Source organism: Bacillus sp. CGMCC 1.16541 (assembly GCF_003184905.1).
In the GTDB taxonomy this organism is placed as follows: Bacteria; Bacillota; Bacilli; order Bacillales; family Bacillaceae_H; genus Priestia.
Genome location: NZ_QFRU01000013.1, coordinates 1 through 26,100, shown reverse-complemented (window position 1 = coordinate 26,100; position 26,100 = coordinate 1). Strand labels below are relative to the sequence as shown.

Sequence of the window (26,100 nt, the reverse complement as noted above, 5' to 3'; positions counted from 1 at the left end):
AAACATGCCCTTTTTACAGGGCATGTTTTTTTAACGATTATGAGCAAAATCTTTTTCGTTGTTTGTTTTTTTGTTTTTATCTTTTAAGTCGTCTCGTACTGTTTTCTCCCATAGAGGAACCTTGTCATAATAAGCAGCACGGCTAATTAAATGACCAGCTACAGGAGACGTAATAAACACAAACACAATCCCTAGAATCAAGCGAGCACTAACATAGCCTTCTTCCATCCAGAAGAACAGAAGACACCCAATTAAAACAAGCATAACACCTAACGTCGCGCTTTTTGAAGCAGCGTGACTGCGAGTATATACATCAGGGAGACGAATAAAACCAATCATTGTCACGAGTGTAAGAAGAGACCCTAATAAGATAATGATCCCAATGATAATACTACTGATTTCGGTCATACTCAATGATCTCTCCTCTCTGTAAGAACTTAGAAAAAGCAATCGTACCGACGAATGCGATAATTCCAAGTAACAGAATAACTTCTAAAAACGCTTCTGTACGTAAGATAATCGACATGATGGCTGTGATGGCAATCAAGTTAATACCGATTGCATCAAGGGCGATTACACGATCTGCTGTCGAAGGCCCTTTAATGACACGGTACACAAACCCAATTGTTGCAACCGATATAATGACAAGTGAAATATTTAAGAGCATTTCTAACATTTTATCGGCTCACCTCCATAATGGCTTTTTCAAATGTATTTCGAATATCTTCAATTGTTTCATCGATGTCCCCAGCATTCATCGCATGAATATACAGTGTTGAATTATCATCGGATACATCCATGACAAGCGTACCAGGTGTTAATGTAATTAATAGCGATAATGTAGTAATTTCCCAATCTTTCTCTACCTGAATCGGTAAAGCGAAGATAGCGGGTTTAATATCTAATTTCGGACGCAATACATCCCGAATTACGGCAATATTCGATTTGAATAACTCGCGTAAAAAGATAAGCAGGAGCTTTACAATGGCATAGACTTTTTCCATATAGTAACGCTGAGGAAAAAATCGTCGTAATGCTAAAATAATAATGGCTCCCCAGAAAAAACCAACGAGAAAGCTAGTACCTGTCCACTCATTCTTTAAAAACATCCAAGTGAACGCAATTAGAAAGTTTAATAATAATTGAAATGACATAGTGATCTACTCCTTTAACACTGATTGGATGTACACAGAAGGATCCATTAGTGTCTCAGCCGCCATTGAAATATAAGGATAAACAAATTCAGCTCCTACTCCTAAGAAAACAGAAATGGCTAATAAAATAGCCGAAGGGTAGAGAAGTCCTTTTGTCGTTCCTTTTTCTTCTTGTGCAGTCAGCTTTGGTTCTCTCCAGAAACAATTCATAAAAATCTTCATTGCTGAATACAACACAAGCAAACTAGAAACGAGTAATACAGCTACAAATGTATAGCTTTCAGACTCTAACCCACCTTGAACAAGAAGGAACTTACCAATAAACCCACTTAGCGGTGGAATACCAGCTAATGAGACGGTAGCAATGAAGAACATCCATCCTAACTGTGGATGATTTTTAATTAGACCACCCATATTTTTAATATTAGACGTACCTGTAATCACAATAATGGCACCTGCTAGTAAGAATAAAGCACCTTTAATGACCATATCGTGAATGAGGTAATAGATAGATCCTGCTAATCCTTCTGGAGTAGTAAGTGTTACGCCGTAAACAATCACACCTACTGCAATAATGATGTTGTAAATGATAATTTTATTAACATCCCAATAAGCAATTGCACCGATTGAGCCAACGACAATGGTAAGCAGAGCTACCCAGCCGATAATCTCATGAGTGAATTGCGGCTCGTGATAGAAAATAAGCGTGAATAGACGGAAGATGGAGTATACCCCTACTTTTGTGAGTAATGCTCCAAATAATGCTAATACAGCCGTTGGAGGAGCACTATATGATCCTGGTAGCCAAAAGAACATTGGGAATAAGGCAGCTTTTAAACCGAACACAACAAAGAATAAAAGTCCGATGCCTGTTAATAGGCCTGGCTGACCTGCTTCACTCACACGAGCAGATAAATCTGCCATATTTAATGTTCCGGTCACAGCATACAAATAAGCAACAGCAATTACAAAGAGAGCAGAAGAGATAATATTTACAAGAATATACTTTAGTGATTCTCTCAACTGTATCTTTGTTCCACCGAGTACAATCAATACATAAGATGCCATTAAAAATACTTCAAAGAATACAAACAGGTTAAAGATATCTCCTGTTAAAAAAGCACCAATGACACCTGTAATTAAAAATTGAACGGCTCCGTAGAAATAAAACTTCTCACGGTCTTCGCCGATCGAGCGAAACGCATAGAGTACACAGCATAAACTAACAACATTTGTCGTTAAGACAAGTAATGCTGAGAACATGTCGGCTACTAGGACAATTCCAAATGGAGGTGTCCAGCCACCAAGTTCGTGTGTTTGAATACCATTTTCAAACACAATTTGAACCAAATAAAGTGATAAACCAATATTTACAATTAATGATAGAGCGCTGATTATCTTTTGAAGGCCAATTTGATTCTTCAATATTAACAGTGTAATAGCTGTTAACAAAGGGATAAGCAGCGGAAAAATTACAAAGTTAGTCATTGTTTTCATTACCCCTTAACTTGTCCATATCGTCTGTACCAAGTTCTTGATAAGCGCGATACGCTAATACAAGAAAGAAAGATGTGATTGCAAAACTAATAACAATCGCTGTTAAAATTAATGCTTGTGGAAGTGGGTCTGTATAAGACGCAGCTTCTTCACCAAGCAGTGGAACTGTTCCTCTTTTAAGTCCTCCCATTGTAAGGAGAAGAAGGTGTGCTCCGTGACTTAAAAGCCCAGTTCCGATAATAATCCGTAAAATACTGCGTGATAACATAAGATAAACAGCAATGGTAACTAATATACCTGCTACAATTGACATTAAAATTTCCATTATTCACTCTCTCCAATCGTTTGAATAACGGTCATCGTAAAACCGACTACAACAAGAAATACACCAATCTCAAATAGTGTAACAGTAGCTAAGGCTGTTTCTCCAATAATCGGAAGATCAAAGTATCCAAACGTATGTGTTAAGAAAGGAACTCCGAAGAAGAATGAGAATAATCCAGGTACAACAGCAATTAGCATACCAATTGACACAATGGTTCTAAAATTAACAGGGATTACCGTTTGAACCGTTTTTATATCAAAAGCAAGTAACAACAATACAAGAGCGGCAGATGCCATTAATCCTCCAATAAATCCTCCACCGGGCGTATAATGCCCAGCGAAGAATAAATAAACGGCGAAGATTGCGACGATAAAGGCAACCACCTTCGTTACCGTTTGAAGAATGAGGTCATTGGGTTTCATTAGTCATTCCTCCTTACACGTAAACGAATCATTGCATAAACACCAAAGGCTGCAATTCCAAGTACGACGACTTCAAACATCGTATCAAATCCACGGAAATCTGCTAAAATAACGTTTACCATATTTTTACCACCGGCTTCTTTGTAACTCGCTTCTACAAAGAATTCTGAAATGGAATCGAATAGTCGTGTACTATTTGCTGCAATACCAAATAGTGTGACGGTTGTACCTGTTAAAAGTGCGATAATAAAATTCGTTAGACGGAATTTTAAGCGTTTCGGCTTCTTCTTTAATTCTGGTAAGTAGTAGAAGCATAGTAAGAATAACGCGACAGATACAGTCTCAACGACTAATTGTGTTAAAGCTAGGTCAGGTGCTCGGAATAATACAAAGAATAGAGATAGTGTATACCCGACAACTCCTAACGAAATAATGGCCGTTAATCGTGACTTCGCAAACAACGTTGTAATTGCACCTGTCACCATTACAATTGATAAGATTACTTCGTACACCCCAATTGGAGCTGTATCGTTAAAATCCATGACAAATGCATCTTGTACAAACAATGTACCGAGCATTAGTGCTGCAAAAAATGCGAAAATAATGACAAGGTAGTCGCGGATAAAGCCAGTCATAAACAAGCCCATTAGTTTGTTTGAACCTCGGTCCATCCCAACAATTCCTTTATCGTAAAAATTGTTGAGTGCAAGCTCTTTTGGAAACGCATTGTAGATGCCCGTCCATTTTTGTAATGTTAAAAATAGTAGTACACCTAAAGCGATCACACCAATTGTCATAAACAATTCTGTGTTGAATCCATGCCAATGGTAGATATGAACATAAAATTGTTCTCCAGCTCCTAATAAACTAGGAGCAATTGATGCCATGGCAGGCTCTATAATGCTATGTGATAGGATATTTGGGAATAAACCAAATATCACAACTAATGATGCTAGAATAATTGGTGAGATAAGCATACCAATTGGTGCTTCATGTGGTTTCTTTTCTAGCTTTTCAGGTTGATATTTACCTGTGAACGTCTTAAATACAATAATCATGCTATAAACAAACGTGAATACACTAGCAATCCACGCAAGTACAGGGAATAATAACCCCCATGTTTCTAAATTATAGATATCCATCTTCGTGACATTCACCATGCCAGTAAAGAACATTTCCTTACTTAAGAAACCGTTAAATGGCGGAAGACCAGCCATTGAGAAACATCCAATAATCGCTAAAGTGAAAGTAATAGGCATCAAGCTCATTAACCCACCGAGTTTACGAATATCACGTGTACCTGTTTCATGATCAACAATCCCAACGACCATGAACAAGCTTCCTTTAAATGTGGCGTGGTTAATAAGGTGGAAAACCGCTGCGGTAATGGCTACCACATAGATGTTGTCATCTAAAAAGTCATAATATAATGCCGCACTTCCAACGCCGAGTAAGGACATAATCAGTCCAAGCTGACTGATTGTAGAGAATGCAAGAATACCTTTTAAGTCGGTTTGTTTCACTGCTGAGAATGAACCCCAGAAAAGTGTAATTATTCCGACTGAAGACACAGCAACAAACCACACAGCGTGATCGGCAAAGATAGGACTTAATCGAGCTAATAAGTAAATACCTGCTTTAACCATTGTTGCTGAATGTAAGTAAGCACTAACAGGTGTTGGTGCTTCCATCGCATCTGGTAACCAAATGTGAAATGGAAATTGTGCTGATTTTGTGAATGCTCCGAGCAAAATCAAAATCATAGCCGGGATAAATAATTCACTAGATGTAATCGCATCTAAGTTTCCTATTAACTCTCTAACACTGAATGTTCCTCCCATCAAATAAAGAAGAACGACACCAGCTAGCATTGCGAGACCACCTGAAACGGTAATTAACATCGATTTTTGAGCACCGTATCGTGACTTTTCACGTTGATACCAATACCCAATTAATAAGAAAGAAGACAAACTTGTTAATTCCCAGAAACTATACAGGACAATCAGGTTGTCTGATAATACTACTCCGAGCATTGCACCCATGAATAAAAGCAAGTAAACATAGAATGAATGTAATGCTTCTTTTGTTTTTGACAAATAATAAATGGAGTAAAGAACCACTAATGATCCAATACCTGTAATTAATAAAGCAAATAGTAATCCTAGGCCGTCTACATAAACATCAAAGTTGATTCCTAAACTAGGTATCCACTTAAACGAATATAAATACGCATTTCCATTTGAAACGCCACTAAAAAATTGTGTGAAATACACGAAAAGAATAACGGGAAGTGGCAATACAAACCATCCTGTGTGGATGTTACGGAATGACTTGTAGAAAAATGGAATAAAAATTGCCAATATAAACGGTGACAAAATCACCAAGTGTAACAACGACAAAAGACAAACCTCCTTATGCAAAGCTGTGAATAATTTTCTAGAAACGATTATATAATAAATTTTTTTTGCTTGCATCCATGCTACTTAGTAGTATCAACCATTTTCACTTTACTTATTAAATAAATAGAAACTCGTCTTTTTATATAAAAAAATTTTTTGTTATTTGAATAAAAATTGCCGAACTAAACCACCCTATAAAGAAGGTGGTGATTTTTATGTATCAAAAACATATAGCAGTAAGTGCATCTATTTTTACTACCTTGTTAATCGGTGCATATCTTTTAAATGAAGAAACAAAGCGAGATTATAACGACGAATACGTTCTCCCCTTTGCTCAGTATGAAAATGTATCGACATCTTCTGATTCTGATACAACCATTGTCAAGCGCCCTCTTTCACTCCCTCCGTTTAAACCGAGAGAGTATGTAAGGGTTGGAACGACAACATATGTCATTTCAGAGGCAGAGCCAGCTCTTCAACTTTCTAATTAAGCTCATGAGCAGGATTGAGTCAAAAGGAGAGACAAAGCATCTCATTCGACTCACCGTGTAACATCCCTTGCCGACAGAATCCAGTTATACAATGGATAGACGGTCAAGGGATGTTGCATGTAGACTTTCTTTTTACAATGTTTTCTTTAAATGAGGAAGAAAGATTGTACCTGTTCTAAACGAGTCTGTCTATGATGAATATAATTTTTAAAAGCAGAAGGGCGAATAATATAGAAAAAACAAGGTGTAAATATATATGTAGCTGTTTTGCTATACAAAAATATACGTTACTAAATTAATAGATTCTCTTCTAGAAACGATTCCCTTAGTAGCGTTTTCGAAACACCGTCTTCTTAATTAAATGTCTAGAATACGCCATGTTTTTTCTGAAAATAGAGAGTGAAATCACTTGTATTCGCTTACATATAGCGATTAACTTGAATTCGTTTTCTAGTTCCGATAAAGTGTAAAGGGATAAAACATTTTTAACTAATGGAGGAACAAATTATGACACATGTTCTTTTTGATTATTCAAAAGCATTATCATTTTTTGGTGAACATGAACTTACATATTTACGTGATGCTGTAAAAGTAGCACATCATTCAATTCATGAAAAGACGGGTGCAGGTAACGACTTCTTAGGATGGGTAGACCTTCCAGTTGATTATGACAAGGAAGAGTTCGCGCGCATTCAAAAGAGTGCAGAAAAGATTAAATCGGATTCTGATATTTTATTAGTTGTTGGAATCGGTGGCTCTTATTTAGGCGCTCGTGCAGCAATTGAAATGTTACAACACTCATTCTATAATGCACTACCAAAAGAAAAGCGTCAAACACCACAAGTTTTGTTTGTGGGTAATAACATTAGCTCAACGTATATGAGAGATCTTATGGACTTACTTGAAGGAAAAGATTTCTCTATTAATGTGATCTCAAAGTCTGGTACAACAACGGAGCCTGCCATTGCATTCCGCATTTTCCGCAAGTTGTTAGAAGAAAAATACGGGCAAGAAGAAGCGCGTAAACGCATTTATGCAACAACGGATAAAGAGCGTGGTGCATTAAAAACGTTAGCAGACGAAGAAGGCTACGAAACATTTGTCATTCCTGATGACGTTGGTGGACGTTACTCTGTGTTAACAGCTGTAGGGTTATTACCAATTGCTGTGAGTGGTTCGAACATTGAAGAGATGATGAAAGGAGCAGCCGCAGCTCGTGAAGACTTCTCGAAATCTGAATTAGAAGAGAATCTAGCGTATCAATATGCAGCTGTACGTAATGTTCTTTATAATAAAGGTAAAACAATTGAAATGCTGATTAACTATGAGCCAGGTCTTCAATACTTTGCTGAGTGGTGGAAACAATTATTCGGTGAAAGTGAAGGGAAAGATCAAAAAGGAATTTATCCGTCGTCTGCTAATTTCTCAACGGACCTTCATTCATTAGGTCAGTACGTACAAGAAGGGCGTCGTGACTTATTTGAAACGATTATTAAAGTAAACACGCCTCGTCATGAGCTAACGATTGAAGAAGCAGAAAACGATTTAGATGGGTTGAACTACTTAGCGGGTGAAACAGTTGATTTCGTTAACAACAAAGCGTTCCAAGGAACAATGCTTGCTCATACAGATGGGGGAGTACCAAACTTAGTTGTTGAAATTCCTGCGATGGACGCTTACACATTTGGTTATCTTGCATACTTCTTTGAAAAAGCATGTGCAATGAGCGGATACTTATTAGGTGTAAATCCGTTCGATCAACCTGGTGTAGAAGCTTACAAAGTAAATATGTTTGCATTATTAGGTAAACCAGGATTTGAAGAGAAAAAAGCAGAATTAGAAAAACGTTTAAAATAATGAAGCTGCCAAAAGACATGAAAGAGGACTTCTCTTTCATGTCTTTTTTTGTTGTATGGAAGCAGTGATAAAATAGGTAGAAAAGGAGATGATAAAGAAAAAAGGGGGTTGATGACATGATTGAATTATCATCAAAACTTGAAGGAGAGTCATTTACACTTTATCAATTAGAAAATCAATTAAAACCATTAGGGTACAGTATCGGAGGGAATTGGGATTATGACCATGGTTACTTTGATTATAAAATTGATGATGAAGTAGGCTATCAGTTTTTACGTGTTCCATTTCAAGCGATAGACGGTCAGCTTGATTCTCACGGTACGACGGTACGAATTGGTACACCATATTTACTATCTCATAAATATCAAATTGGTTTAGACGATAACGTTCACGTTGGAAATGCCAATGCATCTTTTGATCAATTTTCGGAGCCGCAAGATCCAGATGCTTCATTTCCTGACAAGTACATTGCAGTTGGAAAAGAATTGGTGGCAGAGTTAGAATCAACATTGCTAACTTAGGTCCATGTTTTTAAAATGGTTGCTTTTAAATTGGTCATCACCTCTTCAATCAATGAAGAAAAAAGGGAGATAGGTGAAACTTTAGGAGGAGGAGCGTATATACTAGGCGGGAAGTGAGCAATTTTCACTACGTTAAATAGTGATAGCGTTTATGCAAACAGTCTTATGTTCAAATTAAAAAAACAACAGGAAAAAGAGTGTTCTTAGTCGGTACTCTTTTTTTCTGCTGTTTTTTTCGTGAAAATCTCATGATACATCATTTTACTAATTAACTCATTTGTCTTAATAATCTCATTTGCTCCAACGAAATTGGCGTTGTTCATTTGCTGTTCGGTTAAAATTTCTACCATACTATAAATAGAAGGATTGATCCCTTTTACAGCAACTAATGTTAAGATGGCTTGCATATCTGAATATTCCTCACCTTTATGTTGATCAGCTGTAATTAAAATTTTATAGGCTTGTTTGACGTTTGCAAGTTCAAGGATGTGAGAATGTGAAGCACTCCCTTTTACAAAGTGAACTCGGTCACAAACCATTGGATTCGTTGTAAGGGTTTCATCAATTAAAACAATTTCCTCTTCATGAAAGGCAGTCTTATATTCTTCAATAACAAGTTTTGCACGCTCATTCCATCCTACAATAATGAGGTGGTTTGCTCCGTAAAACTTAAAATTTCCTTCCATATAAGCATTTTCCTTTGATACAGCAATGGTAGCTAATGTAACAAAGTAAGTGGTAATAAAGCCTGTACCTACTAGAATTAATAAGATTGCGACAGCTTTTCCAATGGTTGTTTGAGGGACAAAATCACCATATCCAATAGTAGAGATTGTGACGACAACCCACCAAATTCCATCAAAGACGGTATTGAAATTTGTTGGCTCAATAAAGTGAATCATTGTACCGAATAAAACAATGATTGTAGTAATAATCATGAGTAAACGTATTAAGATGGAACGGCGAAAAAAGCGAAATAAAAGCTTTTCAAGCATAAAAAACCTCCAACACTAGAATCGTACCATAAGTATTTCCATTAAATGTTAGAGGTATAAGGGTTATTTTACTTTCGGCTCAAAATATTCAATCCACTCTCCATCTGGACCATAAAAAAATAGATATTGTGCGCCATTTGGTAACGTTGTAATGGCTTCATCAACGAATTGAACATGTAATGATTTTAAACGCTCACGTTCTGATGCAAGATTATCAACCGTAAAAGCAATATGATGTACTTTTCCTTCTGCTGGTAAATTCGGGTTATATCCTTCGATCAATTCTACAATAATGTCGCCATTTAATCCTAAAAAAGCCAACTGTAATGTGTCATCTGTGTGTGGGAATCGATCCATTAATTCTAGTCCTACTATATCTTGATAGAATTGAATAGAAGTTTCAATGTCTTTTACTTGTACGCCTACGTGTTCTAATTTTTTAATTGTCATGACTTTCACCTGCTTTATTTATTTTGTATATGAATTGTATTTTAATTCTGAAAACAAAAGGCGTCAAATAAAAAAGAGAGATAACCCCTTGGTTACCTCTCATGACTAACAGTTAGGATAAGCTTTTTGCTTTTGAGTTGCTCCAGCATTCAACATCCTCAATGCCTTCAATATTGTCTTTATAAAAGACAGGATTTTTCCCCGCTTTTTTCTGTTTCATATAATCATTAAGAGCTGCAAATGCAATTTTTCCAAGCATAAAGATAGCAATTAAGTTGACAATAGCCATAAGGCCCATAAATAAATCCGCCATATCCCACACAATTTTCACTTGCGCAACAGAACCGAAAATGACCATTCCAACAACTGCTATACGATATAAGAATAAGAAAGACTTGTTTGTATTTAAAAATTCAATGTTTGTTTCACCGTAATAATAGTTTCCAATGAGTGAACTAAAAGCAAATAATAAGATCGTAATTGCCACTAATTGTGTCGCCCATCCACCAATATGTGAACTTAAAGCAGCTTGTGTAATTTGAATACCGTCAAGGCCAGGTTGAGTATAAGCGTCAGATAATAAAATGATAAATGCTGTACAACTACAAATAATGAGTGTGTCTGTAAACACACCTAATGATTGAATTAATCCTTGCTTAACAGGATGACTGACTGTTGCAGTAGCTGCTGCATTCGGTGCGCTTCCCATTCCCGCTTCATTGGAGAACAGTCCGCGTTTAATGCCCATCATCAACGCAGCTCCCATCGTTCCACCAATTGCTTCTTCAAGACCAAATGCGCTTTTTACGATAAGAACGATTACCCCAGGAATCTCTGTAATGTTCATCAAGATGACAATTAAAGCAATTCCAATATAGATAAGAGCCATAATAACGACGATAATTTCTGAAATTCGTGCGATACGTCGAATTCCTCCGAAAATAATGGCTGCAAACGAAATGGCAAGAATGATACCTAAAACGAGGTGATCCGTTCCAAATGCAGCATTAAATGCGGCTGTAATTGTATTCGCTTGAACGGCATTAAAAACGAGTCCAAAACAGATTGTGATTAAAACGGCGAATAAGACACCCATCCAACGCATGTTTAATCCTTTTTCCATATAATAAGCTGGACCGCCACGAAAATTATCATTGTCTTTTACTTTGTAGATTTGAGCTAATGTACTTTCTACAAACGCAGAAGCTGCTCCAATTAATGCAATGAGCCACATCCAAAAGATTGCACCTGGTCCACCTGTAGAGATGGCTAGAGCTACACCTGCTAAGTTACCAGTTCCAACACGAGAAGCGGTACTAATCGCGAATGCTTGAAAAGAGGTTACCCCTTTTTTTCGTTCGTCCGTTGCAGTTGCTCCCTCTCCTAAAAGTCGTGCCATTTCTTTTATAAGGCGAAATTGAACAAAGTTTGTTCGAACGGTAAAATACACACCTAGAATAATAAGCATTGCAATTAAAATACGACTCCATAGTAGATTGTTCATCCAATCTACAAAGGATTGTAAAACTTCCATTTATGTAATCACTCCTATAATGTTTAGTAAAACCTCTCCAGTTACTTTTTAGTTGTTTTAAATCACATGTGAGGTTTTTTTACATTGAAATATTATATCGGTTTCAATTTATATCTGGCAATACATGAAATAATCTTTTTTTATTCATAAATAAATAGTGAGAGTGTCAATTAAACGTATTTTTGCTAGAGTGAATGGGGTATAAGCTTCCATCTAGCCCGAATGAAATGCGTCCTGTTTCCTCCGATACAACGAGCACAAGAGCATCCGATTGTTCTGACATTCCAATGGCAGCTCGATGTCTTGTGCCTATTTTTTTATTTTTAATAGACTGAGCAGAAAGGGGTAATACATTAGAAGCTGATACAATTTCGTTTCCTCTTATTAAAACAGCTCCATCATGTAGAGGATTTCCAGGATAAAAAATGGTTTCTAACAAAGTAGCAGACAATGTTGCTCCTACCGGAACCCCTCGTTGAATCAGCGAATCAACTACTTGTTTCCTTTCAATTACCATCAACGCGCCATGTCTTTTTTCCGATAGATGATGTACAGCGAGTGAAAGTGCAATGTAGTTTTGGGTATATGGTGATAAATAACGTTGTAAGTAATACGATGCTGCAACCGATTGAATTTCTTGGAATGTTTTTTGTAAGTCTTCAAAATCGCACAATATACAATGTTCTTCACAGTCTAATCGCTTCATGATCTTCTCAGATTCAATCGAAATGGTATGTAAATGAGTTTTTAAGTGTTCTTTAATCGATGAACTAAAAGGTAAAAATTGAGTGTCCATTGTTTGTTATGCCCCCATTATTACTACGAGTCTTACCTGTAATATTTGCTAATCTGTTATAACTATTCGTTTATCAGTCGTTAAGACAGGTCTAAAAGAAGTTTTAATTAGTGAGACTTTTTTTATATTGACAAAAATTCTAAATATGCTAAAATTTTTAGAAAATACTCACTTATCCAGAGAGGTGGAGGGAACTGGCCCTGTGAACCCCGGCAACCTGCGTAGCTAGCAAGGTGCTAATTCCAGCAAAATGTAAACCATTTTGAAAGATAAGGTAAAAACGTTACCTAACAGTCTTTCTATGGGAAAGACTTTTTATTTTGTTGTCAAAAAATGATGGTAGGTGAATATACTGTTTGTAGATTGAGGGGGGACTGTGATGGTACAAAAGGAAGAGTTAGATGTCGTCTTTAAAAATGTAGAAAAAATGCTGGAAGCCATGAGATACGGTTCAATTACGATAGTCGTTCAAGATGGTAAGGTTGTCCAGCTTGAAAAAAACGAAAAGGTACGAATTAAATAGACGTTCGCTGACTAGACAAACTAGAGGCGGTTTAACTTTTTATTGAGTTAAAACCGTCTTTTTTTATCGGATAACAAAGTTTTAGAGGAGGATTATATGAGTTCTTTATTGACGTATGAAAACTGGGAAGAGGCCTTTCCGTCCTTTTCGAATAATGATGAAACAAAAGGAGCGTTATCTGTTTTAGAGTGGGCCTACCAACATTATGGTGATTCACTTGTTTATGCATCAAGCTTTGGAATTGAAAGTATTGTACTCATTGATTTAATTGCAAAAGTGAAAAAAGATGCAACACTTGTGTTTTTAGATACGAGTCTTCACTTTAAAGAAACGTATGAAGTTATTGAACGTATTCAAGAACGGTTTCCAGACTTAATTATTCGTTTAGAAAAGCCAGAATACTCATTAGAAGAGCAAGAAAAGCTCCACGGTGCAGAGTTATGGAAAACGAATCCTAATCTTTGCTGTCAGTTGCGTAAAATTGAACCACTAAAGAAAGCGCTAGGTGGATATGAAGCATGGATATCAGGCCTTCGTAGAGAACAGTCTCCTACAAGAAGTCAAACGCAATTTTTTAATAAAGATGAAAAGTTTCACAAAGTAAAAGTGTGCCCAATCATTCATTGGACATGGAAGGAAGTATGGCGATATGTATATAAACATAACTTGCCTTATAACAAACTTCACGACCAAGGCTATCCAAGTATAGGGTGTATGCCTTGTACACAGCCCACTCATAATGTAGATGATCTGAGAGCAGGGCGTTGGGCTGGAACGAAAAAAGTAGAGTGTGGATTACATGAATCCTAACAGAAAGAGCTGAGTGGTAGATGCTTATATATCTTGCTTTTGCAATTGCGTTCTTTTTTGCTATGAATATCGGGGCAAGTGGAGCAGCCGCTTCCATGGGTGTATCGTATGGATCAGGTGCAATAAAAAATAGAAGGATTGCATTATTTATTTGTGCAATCGGTGTGTTTTTAGGGGCTGTCTTAGGTGGAGGGGAAGTCGTTAAAACAATTGGATCAGGGATTATCCCTCAAACGATTTTAACCGTTGAAATTGTTGTCATCATTTTAGCTTCCGCCACATTGTCGCTTTTCATTGCAAATGTGATAGGGATTCCTTTATCAACAAGTGAAGTAACAGTTGGAGCGGTTGTTGGGGTGGGAATTGCTTATCAATCTGTATATGCTCAAAAATTATTAGTTATTGTTTCTTTTTGGGTGATTGTCCCCATCGTTGCTTTTGTCATTGCTTTTGTAGTGGGGCTACTTATGAAAAAGTTTCGCAGTGGACGTTATGAAAAAAGCTCAAAGTGGAAGTCGTTTTTGACGTTTTTAGTAATTGCTACAGGGTTTTTCGAAGCTTTTTCAGCGGGAATGAACAATGTTGCGAATGCGATTGGCCCGCTTGTTGGAGCGGGATTGATTGGAACTTCAAACGGTATTTTATATGGTGCGATATTTGTAGCGCTCGGTGCTCTATTTTTAGGTGAGAAAGTGATTGAAACAAATGGAAAGAGAATTACAAAGTTTTCACTCGGTGAAGGAGTCGTCATTTCTGGGACTGGTGCATCTCTTGTAACAACCGCATCTATATTTGGTTTACCCGTACCGCTTACACAAGTAACCACTTCATCAATTATTGGCATAGGTGCCGCTAAAGATGGATTTTATATATGGCAACAGAAAGTAATTGTACAGATGTTAAAAGTCTGGATTGTTTCACCAGTTTTTTCGCTGGTCATTTCCTATGGATTAGTCAAATTATTATTAGAAAGTGATCTTTATTCTCTTGTGGTATTACTGAGTGGTTGTATTGCCACAGTAGGAATCCTTAGTTTGATGAAAACGGCTAGAAAGAAGAAGCCAAGCTTTTCAAAAGAGGAGAACGTTGCTCCTTAAGCCGACTAAATTGATATGAATAATAAATGAGGGGGATTTTAAAATGAGTTCAATTCAAGCGCATGGTGGAAGTTTAGTGAATTTATATGAGCCTAACTATGATTATGAATCATTAACGAAAGAGATTGAGTTAGATAATACGGCGTTGAGTGACTTAGAACTAATTGGAATCGGTGGATACAGCCCTATTAAAGGGTTTTTAAATCAAGCAGATTATAACGCTGTTGTGGAAAAGATGAAGTTAGCTGATGGTACAGTGTGGAGCATCCCGATTACGTTAGCAGTTGATGAAGAAAAAGCAGAATCTTTAACAGTAGGAGAAGAAGTCAAACTTGTTCAAAATGAGACTGTATATGGTGTATTAACTATCGAAGAAATTTATGTGCCAGATAAAGCAAAAGAAGCTCAACTCGTTTATCAAACGATTGAACTTGCACACCCAGGTGTCCGTAAAGTATTTGAACGTTCAAACGTGTATGTTGCAGGTCCTATTAAGTTAATTAAGCGAACAGAAAAAGGGCGATTTTCAAGTTACCACCTAGACCCTGTAGAGACAAGGGAGGTTTTTAAGCAACGTGGCTGGAAAACAATCGTTGGGTTTCAAACCCGCAATCCAGTACACCGAGCGCATGAATATATCCAAAAGACTGCGTTAGAAATTGTAGATGGTCTACTGTTAAATCCACTTGTTGGAGAAACGAAGTCGGATGACATTCCCGCAGATATTCGAATGGAAAGTTACGAAGTATTATTAGAAAATTACTATCCGAATGACCGAACATTTTTAGCGGTATTTCCAGCGGCGATGCGTTATGCGGGTCCAAGAGAAGCAATTTTCCACGCTCTCGTTCGAAAGAATTACGGCTGTACGCATTTTATCGTAGGTCGTGATCATGCGGGGGTAGGAGATTATTACGGTACGTACGATGCTCAGAAGATTTTTTCTCACTTTACATCAGATGAGTTAGGAATCACGCCATTGTTCTTTGAACATAGCTTTTATTGTGAAAAGTGTGAAGGGATGGCATCTACAAAAACATGCCCGCATAACAAAGAACATCACGTTATTTTATCTGGTACAAAAGTGAGAGAAATGTTACGAAACGGAGAAATTCCTCCGAGCACATTTAGTCGAAAAGAAGTGATTGAAGTGCTGATTCGAGGATTACAGAAACAACCAGTTTCTAAACATTAAGGAGGAAACACTGTGAGTCAATCAACCAACATTACATGGCATGAATCAGGTATTAATAAAGAACAACGTCGACAACAAAATAAGCATCATAGCTTTGTATTGTGGTTTACTGGATTATCTGGATCAGGTAAATCCACCGTTGCAAATGCTGTTGCCAAAAAACTATATGATCAAGATATTCGTAACTACGTATTAGATGGAGATAACATTCGATTTGGACTAAATAAAAACTTAGGCTTTTCTGCAGAAGATCGTACTGAAAATATTCGTCGCATCGGAGAAGTGTCAAAACTATTTGTTGATAGTGGTCAAGTTGTTTTAACAGCTTTTATTTCACCTTTTCAAGAAGATCGCGATCAAGTAAGGCATATCTTAGAAGAGAATGAGTTTATTGAAGTATATGTGGATTGTCCTCTTGATGAGTGTGAAAAAAGAGATCCAAAAGGACTTTATAAAAAAGCAAGAAGCGGTGAAATTAAGGAGTTCACAGGAATTGATTCTCCTTATGAACGTCCACAAAACCCAGAATTAACGATTAGAACCGGTCAAAAAAGTGTTGAAGAATGTGCAAACGACGTAGTTGTTTACTTACGCAATAAGAATTTTATTTAAGGAGTGACCTCATTTGACTTATGCAAAAACGTGGGAAACGAACGAAAAGATTAATGTAACAGAAAAGAAAAAATTAGAAAAAGACGGATTAGAAATTTTTAATGATATTCCGAATTATGCGCAGAATGGCTTTTCATCAATTCCTAAAGATGAGTGGGATTTATTTAAATGGGCTGGGTTATATCTGCAAAGACCGAAAGAAGACGGTTATTTTATGATGCGTGTCAATGTTCCTTCTGGTATTCTAACGAATGAGCAAACGGTAACACTAGCTAACATTGCCAAAGACTATGGACGTGGTGTTTTTGATATTACAACACGTCAAGCCATTCAGTTTCATTGGTTAGAAATTGAGCAAATTCCAGATATCTTTAACCGTCTTGAAGCAGTAGGATTATCATCTGCTGGTGCTTGCGGAGATATTACGAGAACGATTGTTGGGAATCCATTAGCCGGAATTGATCCAGATGAATTGTTTGATACGTCAGACATCGTAAAGGATGTATATGAATTCTTTCAACATAATTCAGATTTCTCTAATTTACCTCGTAAATATAAAATGTCAATTAGTTCTAATGTACGAAATGCATCAAATGCTGAGATTAACTGTATTTCCTTTACACCGGCTGTAAAAGAAATTGATGGAGAGAAAGTGGTTGGGTTTCATCTGAAAATAGGTGGAGGTTTATCATCAAAACCTTTCTTAGCTCAAACATTAGATGTATTTGTGAAGCCTGAGCAAGTCAAAGAGGTGGCGATTGCTGTAACAACGATTTTCCGTGACTATGGATATCGTGAAAAGCGTCATCTAGCTCGTCTGAAGTTTTTAATGGCAGACTGGGGTGTAGACAAATTTAAAGAAAAAATCGAAGAGATTACAGGTCCATTGTTGTCTAAAGGTGAAGAGCCAACGAAGGAATGGAATGCTGGATACTTTTACGGGGTACAAAAGCAAAAACAAGACGGGTTAAGTTACTTAGGTTTTAACGTACCAGTAGGTCGTTTAGATGCAGATGAAGTATTAGAATTAGCTCGCATTTCAAACGAGTATGGAAACGGTGAGATTCGTACGTGTAACTCTCAAAACCTCATTATTCCAAATGTACCAAACGAAAAAACCGATGAGTTATTAAAAGAGAAGATTTTTGAACGTATTACCATCAACCCAAATTCATTTATTGGATACTCAGTATCTTGTACAGGGATTGAATATTGTAATCTAGCTCTTGTTGAAACGAAGGAGCGCATGAGACGCATCGCAGAAGAATTAGATCAAACCATTACATTAGATGTTCCAGTTCGTTTTCATATGGTTGGGTGTCCAAATTCCTGTGGCCAACGTCAAATTGCTGATATTGGTTTACAAGGAATTAAAATGCGCACAAAAGATAAACAAATGATAGAAGCATTTGAAATTTATGTGGGTGGAACATTAAATGCAGGTGGAAAATTCAATGAAAAATTAAAAGGAAAAGTGAATGCAGAACAGTTGATTGATGTTTTAACAGATTTACTGACACATTTCAAAGATGAAAAATTATTAGGTGAAACATTCCATGAGTACTTTAATCGAGTAGGATTAGAATCATTTCAATCTAAATTAGATGAAATCCTCGAGCAATTAGATGAGAAAGTATCGTAAGTAAAGGAAGGGAACAACATGCATTTGTATCGCTTTGAAGTAACAATTGAAGAGCAAGTCATTTACGTTGTAATCGTAGCTAACAGCGATGAGCATGCATTTGAGTTAGTCGATATTGAATTAGAAAAGCACTATTTAAAAATGCCAAACGTTAAAGAAACGGTTCTATATGAAAAGAAGAGAATACGAGGTGGTACAGGTTTCGTTCTCGGCAACTAGTTGAAAGGATGAGATAATCATGGGGAAAGTCTATTTGGTAGGAGCAGGACCTGGTGACCCGGATTTAATTACTGTAAAAGGATTAAGGTGTATACAAGAAGCGGACGTTATTTTATATGACCGATTAGTAAATAAGAAATTACTCGAACATGCAAAAGCGGGTGCAGATCTTATTTACTGTGGCAAGCTACCGAATTATCATACGTTAAAACAGGAAACAATTAACAGCTTTCTTGTTAAGTTCGCTAAAAAAGGCAAAGTGGTCACCCGTTTAAAAGGTGGAGACCCGTTCATCTTCGGAAGGGGCGGGGAAGAAGCTGAAGCACTTGTTAAAAATGGTGTGTCATTTGAAGTAGTTCCTGGCATTACATCTGGAGTAGCTGCTCCTGCTTATGCTGGTATTCCAGTGACTCATCGTGATTATAGCGCTAGCTTTGCTGTCGTAACAGGGCACCGAAAAGATGCAGAAGAGGAAGAAATTCGATGGGAGAGCCTTTCTAAAGGAGTAGATACACTAGCTATTTACATGGGAGTACGTAATTTACCTTATATTTGTGAAAAACTTCTCAGTCATGGTAAAAGTCCTGACACTCCTATTGCGCTTATCCATTGGGGAACGTGTGAAAATCAACGAACAGTAACAGGGACGTTAAGTACCATTGTAGAAATTGTCCAAAGGGAAAAGGTTGAAAATCCTAGTATGATTATTATTGGAGAGGTTGTAAAACTCCATGATAAGCTTAGTTGGTTCCAAAAGTCAGCGCAACCATACTATTCCTACGCAAAAGAGGCTTATTAAAGAGGAGGATAGACATGGACGCAGTTATGTATATTTGTCATGGTAGTCGTGTGGAAGACGGTTGTCTTGAAGCACTGAAGTTTGTAGAGAGATGCAAAGAGAAAATATCGGTTCCAATTCAAGAAGCAGCATTTTTAGAATTAGCACATCCAACAATTGAAGAATCCTTTGAACGATGTGTGCAGCAAGGAGCTACTCGTATTATTGCAATCCCTGTTCTTTTACTTACTGCTGCTCATGCAAAAATAGACATTCCAAATATGTTGAATCCTTTAGTAGAAAAACATTCTCATATTGAATTAGTCTACGGTCAACCGTTTGGGGTTCAAGATAAAATCATTGATATTTTATTTGAGAAAGTTAATGAAACAAATCAACAAGTCAAAGAGAATGCGATGGCGTTGTTAGTAGGAAGAGGAAGTAGTGATCAAGAAGCATTGATGCAGTTTCAACAGATTGCGAAACGAGTTGAGCATAGAAGTACATTTCGGCGAGTTGACACATGCTATTTGGCCGCAGCTACTCCAAAGTTTAAAGAAGGATTACTTCATGCGGCCACATTACAGTATGAACAAGTCTTTGTGATTCCGTACTTATTATTTACAGGCATTTTAATGGGTGAAGTAATCGAAGAAGTGGAAAAGATGAGTTCCTCTTCTCAACAATTTATTTTAACGAACTATTTAGGGTACCATACTCATCTAATTGATTTGTTGGTTCAACAAGTTCATCAACTACGTGACACGTTAACGGTGACATGATATGTATGCAGTGATGCTAGATATGAAAGATAAGCATGTTGTGATTGTAGGTGGCGGAAAGGTAGCTACGCGTAAGGCGAATTCCTTGTCAAAACAAGAAGCATACATTCAAGTTGTGGCGCCAGAGTTTACAGCAGAACTTTATGAACTAGAGAAAGAAGAAAAGGTTCACTTAGTTCAAAAACAAGTGGAAAGAAAAGACATTGAATCTGCTTTTTTAATTATCGTAGCGACAAATAATAATCAAGTAAATCGATCAGTGGTTCAATATGCTTCTCCTCATCAGTTAGTCAACGTTGTAGACAATCCTGATAGTGGCAATCTAACGTTTCCGGCACAGTTTTGTCGAGGGAAGTTAGCTATTGCCATTTCAACCGGTGGGGCAAGTCCTTTGTTAGCGAAAGAGTTAATCGAGGATTTTAAACAGAGATATGATAACTCGTATGAAGAGTATGTGGACTTTTTATACGAATGTCGTATGCTTATAAAAGCAAGTTCATTTGATGTAACGAAAAAACGTGAACTTTTACAAGAAGTGTTACAAGAAGATTATCGGTATTCCTTTACATTGCAAAATAAATTTCTTCAAAAGTTACAACAAGCATCCTTTTTATAAAGGGGGGGGCTTGTTGTTTTTTTATATCACATCAAGATGAGCAGATGTACTGATTTGGTGGAATTCGTAGTAGGATAGTAAGAAACAATCATAAAAGTAAAAAAAGTAAGTAAAACGTGACTTGAAAGGAGGAAAAGTGATGGAAGACATGCTAGAGATGGTCGTTTACAACGACGTCCTCCTGAAGCTTAGTTTTGCTGCAATGACAGGGGTTATTATTGGACTAGAAAGAGAGTTAAAAGGAAAACCTCTTGGATTGAAGACGTGTTTAATTGTATCTGTTATTGCTTGTTTATTGACTATTGTTTCGTATGAGTCTGCATTCTTATATTCAAAAGAATACTCCCGTCCGATGGATCCTGGTCGAATTCCTTCTTATGTAATTAGCGGAATAGGATTTTTAGGAGCAGGTGTTATCTTAAGAAGAAGCAATGAAGCTATTTCAGGATTAACGACAGCTGCACTTGTATTAGCATCTGCAGCAATGGGAATTACAATTGGAGCTGGTTTTTATATAGAAGCTTTATTAGGTGTATTATTCATTATATTTGGCATCAAAGTTCTACCTCCTGTGTTTGAAAGGATTGGTCCGAAAAAACTGAAAGAACGCGAAATTAAGGTGAGGCTATGGATAGAAAAAAAGGTTGATCTTACAAATCTCCTCATTGATATCAAAAGTAAAGACTTGGGTATAAGAGGAGTAAAAGTAAAGGAAGAAACGAATGATATCCTCATTAACTGTATCGTCATCACAAAAAAAGGAATCTACACAACGGATGTTTACTACAAAGTAAAATCGTTACCCGGGGTAATCAAAGCAGAAGTTGAGAGCCTTGAATAATGTTGACCGAGCATATGTGCCTTTCCATATAAAATAAAGGCTCTGACTAAAATAGTCAGAGCCTTTATTTTATATGGAAAGACTTTTTGTTAGTTCCACAGCTTGTTCTCTTAACTTATATTTTTGTATCTTCCCAGAAGCTGTCATTGGGAAAGCAGAAACAAACATAATATATTCTGGAATTTTATAGTGAGATAGCTTTCCTTTACAGAAGTTCTTCACACCTTCTTCAGTTAACGTCGCATCTTCTTTTAACTTGATACAAGCTGCTACTTTCTCTCCATATTTTTGATCAGGAACGCCAACTACTTGTACATCTAAAATATCAGGGTGACGGTAAAGGAACTCTTCGATTTCACGCGGATAAATATTCTCTCCACCGCGAATAATCATATCCTTTAATCGTCCTGTAATGACGACATAGCCGTCTTTGTCCATGGTTGCCAAATCTCCGGTATGTAGCCAACCGTCTTGATCAATTGCTTCTTGAGTGGCTTCTGGCATTTTATAATACCCTTTCATGACAAGATAGCCTCTTGTACATAATTCACCTTGCGTACCGTGCTCTACTTCTAATCCTGTTATAGGATCAATAATCTTCACTTCAACGTGAGGGTGAGCTTTACCAACTGTTTCTACTTTTCTTGTAAGAGAGTCGGTTGTTATCGTTTGAGTAATAACAGGTGAAGATTCTGTTTGTCCATAAGCAATTGTAATTTCAGACATATTCATTTCATTCATGACTCGTTTCATGACTTCAATTGGACACGTGGAGCCAGCCATGATCCCTGTACGTAGGAGTGATAAGTCGTATTTTGAGAAATTAGGGTGGTTGAGTTCAGCAATGAACATGGTTGGAACTCCGTGTAACCCTGTGCATTTTTCTTTCTCAACGGTTTCTAATACAAGCTCAGGGTTAAATTCGATAATTGGGACCATTGTTGCTCCTACAGACACACAAGCAAGAACACCTAACACACAACCGAAGCAATGAAAGTATGGTACTGGAATGCATAAGCGATCATGGTTTGTTAGCTTCATTGATTGTGCGACGAGGTACCCGTTATTTACAATGTTAAAGTGAGTTAACATTACACCTTTAGGGAATCCGGTAGTACCTGACGTATATTGCATATTAATAACGTCATCATAGTGAAGAGATCTTTCGCGCTCTATTAGTTCGCTATCACTAATACTCGCACCACGTTCCATAAACATCGACCACGTTGTCATTGATGAGTCAGAGCAAGAATCTCCTAAATAAATTAAATTTTTCAGTATTGGTAAACGCGAGTATGTGATTTCTTGTGAAGTAGAGTGTATGGTTTTTTCTTGAGTTAGTTGCTGGATAATTGATAGATAAGATGTACCCTTAAAGCCATCGATGAAGAATAAAGTAGTTGAATCAGATTGTTTTAATAAATATTCGAGCTCGCTTTCTTGATAGCTTGTGTTTACAGTTACAAGGACTGCACCAATTCGTGCTGAAGCAAATTGTAGTAAAAGCCATTCGGGAACATTTGTAGCCCATGCAGCGATGTGCTCGCCCTTTTTTACACCTAGGCCGAGTAACGCTTTTGCTACTTTTGTTGTTTCATCATAAAATTCCTTGTACGTATAGCGTATACCCTCTTTAGAATATACAACTGCTTCCTGTGAACCAAACTGATTTACGGTGTCTAAAAGTAGTTCACCTAATGTTACCTTTTTTAATTCTGACATAGTTCGCCCCCTGAAAAAATTTTATCTACTATATTCAAAAAATTGATATGATAGATACAAACTAGTATATCAGAATTTTTTGAATACGCTTACAAATATCTTAACAAACGAAGATAAAACATTTCAAAAATAACTCTTCGACAAAATTTTTACGTGGAGGTGATAAAGTGTATTCGCTTCTTATTCGTTGTTATCTAGTCATTGGGGTAGCTGTCTTTTTTATTTCAACATCGGCTATTCTTGTGAAGTTGTCTCAATCACCTGCTAGTGTCATTGCTTTTTATAGGCTATTGTTCTCAGTGCTCATCATGGCTCCGTTGTTTGTTTTTACGAGGCGAAGAGAAGAGGGTAAACCAACAAAAGAAAGTTGGTTCTATTCTATATTAGCAGGGGTATTACTAGCGTTTCATTTTATTTTATGGTTTGAATCTCTACGTTTCACTTCTGTTACTAGCTCAACGGTTATGGTTACACTACAACCTATTTTTGCGGTGGTAGGTGCATATCTTTTCTTTAAGGAAAAGGTAAGTCTAGTAGAAGGTATCTGTATTCTCCTAGCCATAGCAGGAAGCTTTGTAATTGGTTGGGGGGATTTACTTATCAGTGGACAAGCTTTACTTGGAGATGCTTTAGCATTATTGGCATGTTTATTCATTACAGTTTACTTATTGTGTGGACAAAGAGTGAGGGATTCAATTAGTTTAATCACTTACACATTTATTGTGTATAGTGTTAGTACCATTACATTGTTTTTATATGTACTTCTTACAAAAGAATCATTGATACCGTCCTACCAACATGAATGGACTTATTTTATTTTGTTGGCGATCTTTCCGACATTGTTAGGTCATTCGCTACTTAATTGGAGTTTGAAGTTTGTGAGCACAACTGTTATATCTATGGCGATCTTATTTGAGCCCATTGGCGCAGCAACTCTTGCTTATTTGTTACTAAATGAGAAAGTTTCGATCATGCAAGTCATTGGTAGTTGTATTATCTTTTTAGGTGTTTCTCTTTATTTATTACAAAAAAGAAAAAATACCCTTTCAAAACATAAGGGTATCTCACTATCAAATAAGTTTATGAAAGTATGAAGCAAATAAAGAAAAAATAAAACCGCAAGTAGTGAAAAAGATAAAAGAAGCGCCTTTTACTCTTCCTGGTGTATTACATATTTGGATCGCTTCCCAATAAGCGGAGAAAATTAATAGAATAGACATTAAAAAGGAAATAAACATTGCCAACTCTGCCGGACTTTTCACGAATGTTCCCTCCATCAAAAGAATCGTTTACTAGACAATATGATAGAGTAAAGGAAGTTATGCACCTGATTTTAAGAGAGTCTGCAGTTTGGTGAGCTAAGAGTGAGGGAGTTAAAATAAGTAAAAGAGCACGAAGAAAGTAACTTGGCTTTCTTCGTGCTCTTTTTTCAGTCTAATAAGGTTTTGTTAAAAAACGTTGTTTGGTTGTGTTAAGGATAAAATAACAAATAAGTGCGCTGATGATAAAAGCCGGTAGCATATATGTACCGTTATAGATGGCAGAGAATAGTAATGCTTGAGCTTTCGTTGAGCCAGCTTCAGCGAAAAATACAAATCCTGCTATCGTGTGCGTAATATATCTTGCTAAGCTAGCAATGAATGCTCCTAGAAAAACAAAAGATAAAAGCCGCTTTTTCTGGGTGATGATGTCTAATTTTTGAATAGATTGATGAACAACACCGGCTAACCCTACCACTGTAAATGCAACAAAGTAATCTAAGAATGCTTGTACGGGGTGAACAACATAAGCAGGTCCTAGTGTGATCTGTAAAAGACCTAATAAAAAGCCAGTGAATAATCCGCCCTTTAGTCCCCACCTAAAAGACATAATAAAAATCGGTACCATAGCAATTGAGATTGAACCACCTTGTGGCCATAACCTTAATGAGAGAAAACTTGCTAATAAATCTAATAAATAAGCAAGTCCAGTCATCATCCCTACTTCTACTATAAAAAGAGTCTTACTGCGTTTCATGTAAAAAAAATCTCCCTTCGTATTGGTTTGTATGAGTAAACGAGACACCCAAGAAAATAAAAAAGCAATGTAGGGCTTGTTAAGGTAACCTACATTGCATACCATACGAAGCCACATTCCTACGTTAGTACTAACTAACAGGTTCAAAGGGTTAGAACTCTATCGATCACTCTCAGCCATCAGGCTCCCCTTGTGGATGTTTTATTTACATTGCTTTTTTAGATAATGTTTAATATACAGCAAAAAATATCGCTCGACAACCGTTACAGTGATAAAATATAGCTCGTATTCTAAAAGGTTTCATCTCTACATAAGTGTTTTTCCTATTAAATCGTTTATCTAATCAATGATAAGGATAAGCTTATTGTTATTGGGTTTTTGTATGAATGGAATGAAAATGGTATAAGAGTGTTGCGTTCCCTTCTATAGATGTTATTGAAATTAGGTAATCCTTTAAATAGAGTAAATCATATTATTACTGAACTTAACTAAGAGTAAGTAATAAAAAAGCTGTTGTTAATAATTCTTTAACATTTTTAAAAAAACTTTAAAAAAATGTTGCATCTGTAAAATTATCGTGGTATATTTAATTTCGTCGCCAAGAGGTAAGACAAAGCGACAAAGAAAAATAAAAAAGTTGTTGACGATCATCGAGCAACTTGATATGATAGTAAAGTCGCTTCTGAGCGGCGGTTGAACTTTGAAAACTGAACAAAGCGACAAACGTCAACGTTAATTAGATTTTAAATTATTTTATGAGCAAGTCAAACATTTCTTCGGAGAGTTTGATCCTGGCTCAGGACGAA

28 protein-coding genes and 2 riboswitches are annotated in these 26,100 nt (G+C 36.7%); of the genes, 15 read left to right on the top strand and 13 right to left on the bottom strand.

Going from position 1 to position 26,100, the window contains the following annotated elements; translation table 11 throughout:
* Positions 1 to 30: 30 nt before the first annotated feature.
* The 7 genes from mnhG to DIS06_RS13225 are packed head-to-tail and all read right to left on the bottom strand — an operon-like array spanning position 31 to position 5,797.
* Entirely contained in the window at positions 31 to 408 is a 378-nt protein-coding gene (mnhG, locus tag DIS06_RS13255; RefSeq protein WP_110113726.1) for a monovalent cation/H(+) antiporter subunit G, read from the bottom strand.
* Entirely contained in the window at positions 392 to 676 is a 285-nt protein-coding gene (locus tag DIS06_RS13250) for a Na(+)/H(+) antiporter subunit F1 (protein ID WP_110113725.1), read from the bottom strand. Before DIS06_RS13250 ends, mnhG begins: the two co-directional genes overlap by 17 nt.
* Before the next feature lies 1 nt (position 677).
* Complete coding sequence (locus DIS06_RS13245) at positions 678 to 1,154, bottom strand: Na+/H+ antiporter subunit E (protein ID WP_110113724.1); 477 nt, start codon at positions 1,152 to 1,154, stop codon at positions 678 to 680.
* A gap of 6 nt (positions 1,155 to 1,160) precedes the next feature.
* On the bottom strand, positions 1,161 to 2,642 hold the full coding sequence (locus DIS06_RS13240) for a Na+/H+ antiporter subunit D (RefSeq protein ID WP_110113723.1): 1,482 nt from the start codon (positions 2,640 to 2,642) through the stop codon (positions 1,161 to 1,163).
* On the bottom strand, positions 2,635 to 2,976 hold the full coding sequence (locus tag DIS06_RS13235) for a Na(+)/H(+) antiporter subunit C (protein ID WP_110113722.1): 342 nt from the start codon (positions 2,974 to 2,976) through the stop codon (positions 2,635 to 2,637). Before DIS06_RS13235 ends, DIS06_RS13240 begins: the two co-directional genes overlap by 8 nt.
* The gene (locus DIS06_RS13230) at positions 2,976 to 3,398 is read right to left on the bottom strand and encodes a Na(+)/H(+) antiporter subunit B (RefSeq protein WP_110113721.1); all 423 of its coding nucleotides are present in this window, start codon (positions 3,396 to 3,398) and stop codon (positions 2,976 to 2,978) included. Before DIS06_RS13230 ends, DIS06_RS13235 begins: the two co-directional genes overlap by 1 nt.
* Positions 3,398 to 5,797 carry a Na+/H+ antiporter subunit A gene (locus DIS06_RS13225; RefSeq protein WP_110113720.1) on the bottom strand — a complete coding sequence of 800 codons (2,400 nt, stop codon included), beginning with the start codon at positions 5,795 to 5,797 and terminating at the stop codon, positions 3,398 to 3,400. The genes DIS06_RS13230 and DIS06_RS13225 overlap by 1 nt, the downstream gene beginning before the upstream one ends.
* A 215-nt stretch (positions 5,798 to 6,012) precedes the next feature.
* Here DIS06_RS13225 and DIS06_RS13220 point away from each other — a divergent pair, with 215 nt between their 5' ends.
* The 3 genes from DIS06_RS13220 (at position 6,013) to DIS06_RS13210 (ending at position 8,666) form a co-directional block, all read left to right on the top strand.
* A complete protein-coding gene (locus tag DIS06_RS13220; protein WP_110113719.1) occupies positions 6,013 to 6,288 on the top strand; it encodes a hypothetical protein in 276 nt (91 codons plus the stop codon).
* A 507-nt stretch (positions 6,289 to 6,795) separates the two neighbouring features.
* Complete coding sequence (locus DIS06_RS13215) at positions 6,796 to 8,145, top strand: glucose-6-phosphate isomerase (protein ID WP_110113718.1); 1,350 nt, start codon at positions 6,796 to 6,798, stop codon at positions 8,143 to 8,145.
* 116 nt (positions 8,146 to 8,261) lie between these two features.
* Positions 8,262 to 8,666, top strand: a complete 405-nt coding sequence (locus tag DIS06_RS13210; protein ID WP_110113717.1) for a YugN-like family protein — start codon at positions 8,262 to 8,264, stop codon at positions 8,664 to 8,666.
* A 203-nt stretch (positions 8,667 to 8,869) separates the two neighbouring features.
* On the opposite strand, the gene DIS06_RS13205 is transcribed toward DIS06_RS13210, so the two are convergent.
* The 4 genes from DIS06_RS13205 to cdaS form a co-directional block, all read right to left on the bottom strand.
* Entirely contained in the window at positions 8,870 to 9,661 is a 792-nt protein-coding gene (locus DIS06_RS13205; protein WP_110113716.1) for a potassium channel family protein, read from the bottom strand.
* Between the two features lie 63 nt (positions 9,662 to 9,724).
* Entirely contained in the window at positions 9,725 to 10,111 is a 387-nt protein-coding gene (locus tag DIS06_RS13200) for a VOC family protein (RefSeq protein WP_110113715.1), read from the bottom strand.
* 112 nt (positions 10,112 to 10,223) lie between these two features.
* Positions 10,224 to 11,645: an alanine/glycine:cation symporter family protein gene (locus DIS06_RS13195; protein ID WP_110113714.1), complete on the bottom strand. Its 1,422-nt coding sequence runs from the start codon at positions 11,643 to 11,645 to the stop codon at positions 10,224 to 10,226.
* Positions 11,646 to 11,811: 166 nt separating this feature from the next.
* A complete protein-coding gene (cdaS, locus tag DIS06_RS13190; RefSeq protein WP_110113713.1) occupies positions 11,812 to 12,441 on the bottom strand; it encodes a sporulation-specific diadenylate cyclase CdaS in 630 nt (209 codons plus the stop codon).
* Between the two features lie 169 nt (positions 12,442 to 12,610).
* A riboswitch (SAM riboswitch) is annotated at positions 12,611 to 12,717 on the top strand.
* 103 nt (positions 12,718 to 12,820) lie between these two features.
* Between cdaS and DIS06_RS13185 the strand changes: the two genes are divergently transcribed.
* From DIS06_RS13185 to DIS06_RS13135, 11 genes are all read left to right on the top strand, one after another.
* Positions 12,821 to 12,964: a YezD family protein gene (locus DIS06_RS13185; RefSeq protein ID WP_110113712.1), complete on the top strand. Its 144-nt coding sequence runs from the start codon at positions 12,821 to 12,823 to the stop codon at positions 12,962 to 12,964.
* Positions 12,965 to 13,060: 96 nt separating this feature from the next.
* Positions 13,061 to 13,774, top strand: a complete 714-nt coding sequence (locus DIS06_RS13180) for a phosphoadenylyl-sulfate reductase (RefSeq protein ID WP_110113711.1) — start codon at positions 13,061 to 13,063, stop codon at positions 13,772 to 13,774.
* Positions 13,775 to 13,794: 20 nt separating this feature from the next.
* Positions 13,795 to 14,871, top strand: coding sequence for a sulfate permease (locus DIS06_RS13175; RefSeq protein ID WP_110113710.1), 1,077 nt, complete (start codon positions 13,795 to 13,797; stop codon positions 14,869 to 14,871).
* A gap of 43 nt (positions 14,872 to 14,914) precedes the next feature.
* Positions 14,915 to 16,066: a sulfate adenylyltransferase gene (gene sat, locus DIS06_RS13170; protein WP_110113709.1), complete on the top strand. Its 1,152-nt coding sequence runs from the start codon at positions 14,915 to 14,917 to the stop codon at positions 16,064 to 16,066.
* 12 nt (positions 16,067 to 16,078) lie between these two features.
* Entirely contained in the window at positions 16,079 to 16,678 is a 600-nt protein-coding gene (gene cysC / locus DIS06_RS13165; RefSeq protein WP_110113708.1) for an adenylyl-sulfate kinase, read from the top strand.
* 13 nt (positions 16,679 to 16,691) lie between these two features.
* Positions 16,692 to 18,320, top strand: coding sequence for a nitrite/sulfite reductase (locus DIS06_RS13160; RefSeq protein WP_110113707.1), 1,629 nt, complete (start codon positions 16,692 to 16,694; stop codon positions 18,318 to 18,320).
* An 18-nt stretch (positions 18,321 to 18,338) separates the two neighbouring features.
* Positions 18,339 to 18,539 (top strand): DUF3906 family protein, encoded by a 201-nt coding sequence (locus tag DIS06_RS13155; protein WP_110113706.1) that lies wholly within the window; start codon positions 18,339 to 18,341, stop codon positions 18,537 to 18,539.
* Between the two features lie 19 nt (positions 18,540 to 18,558).
* A complete protein-coding gene (gene cobA, locus DIS06_RS13150) occupies positions 18,559 to 19,338 on the top strand; it encodes a uroporphyrinogen-III C-methyltransferase (RefSeq protein ID WP_110113705.1) in 780 nt (259 codons plus the stop codon).
* 14 nt (positions 19,339 to 19,352) lie between these two features.
* The gene (locus DIS06_RS13145) at positions 19,353 to 20,099 is read left to right on the top strand and encodes a sirohydrochlorin chelatase (protein WP_110113704.1); all 747 of its coding nucleotides are present in this window, start codon (positions 19,353 to 19,355) and stop codon (positions 20,097 to 20,099) included.
* 1 nt (position 20,100) lies between these two features.
* The gene (locus tag DIS06_RS13140; RefSeq protein ID WP_110113703.1) at positions 20,101 to 20,715 is read left to right on the top strand and encodes an NAD(P)-binding protein; all 615 of its coding nucleotides are present in this window, start codon (positions 20,101 to 20,103) and stop codon (positions 20,713 to 20,715) included.
* A 139-nt stretch (positions 20,716 to 20,854) separates the two neighbouring features.
* Positions 20,855 to 21,556, top strand: coding sequence for an MgtC/SapB family protein (locus tag DIS06_RS13135; protein WP_110113702.1), 702 nt, complete (start codon positions 20,855 to 20,857; stop codon positions 21,554 to 21,556).
* Positions 21,557 to 21,625: 69 nt separating this feature from the next.
* Here the strand turns inward: DIS06_RS13135 and DIS06_RS13130 are convergent, their stop codons facing one another.
* Positions 21,626 to 23,278, bottom strand: a complete 1,653-nt coding sequence (locus tag DIS06_RS13130) for an AMP-binding protein (RefSeq protein WP_110113701.1) — start codon at positions 23,276 to 23,278, stop codon at positions 21,626 to 21,628.
* 167 nt (positions 23,279 to 23,445) lie between these two features.
* Between DIS06_RS13130 and DIS06_RS13125 the strand changes: the two genes are divergently transcribed.
* On the top strand, positions 23,446 to 24,372 hold the full coding sequence (locus tag DIS06_RS13125) for a DMT family transporter (RefSeq protein ID WP_110113700.1): 927 nt from the start codon (positions 23,446 to 23,448) through the stop codon (positions 24,370 to 24,372).
* Between the two features lie 340 nt (positions 24,373 to 24,712).
* Here DIS06_RS13125 and thiT read toward each other — a convergent pair whose 3' ends face one another.
* On the bottom strand, positions 24,713 to 25,294 hold the full coding sequence (gene thiT / locus DIS06_RS13115) for an energy-coupled thiamine transporter ThiT (RefSeq protein WP_110113698.1): 582 nt from the start codon (positions 25,292 to 25,294) through the stop codon (positions 24,713 to 24,715).
* 99 nt (positions 25,295 to 25,393) lie between these two features.
* Positions 25,394 to 25,495: riboswitch (TPP riboswitch) on the bottom strand.
* Between the last annotated feature and the right edge of the window lie 605 nt (positions 25,496 to 26,100).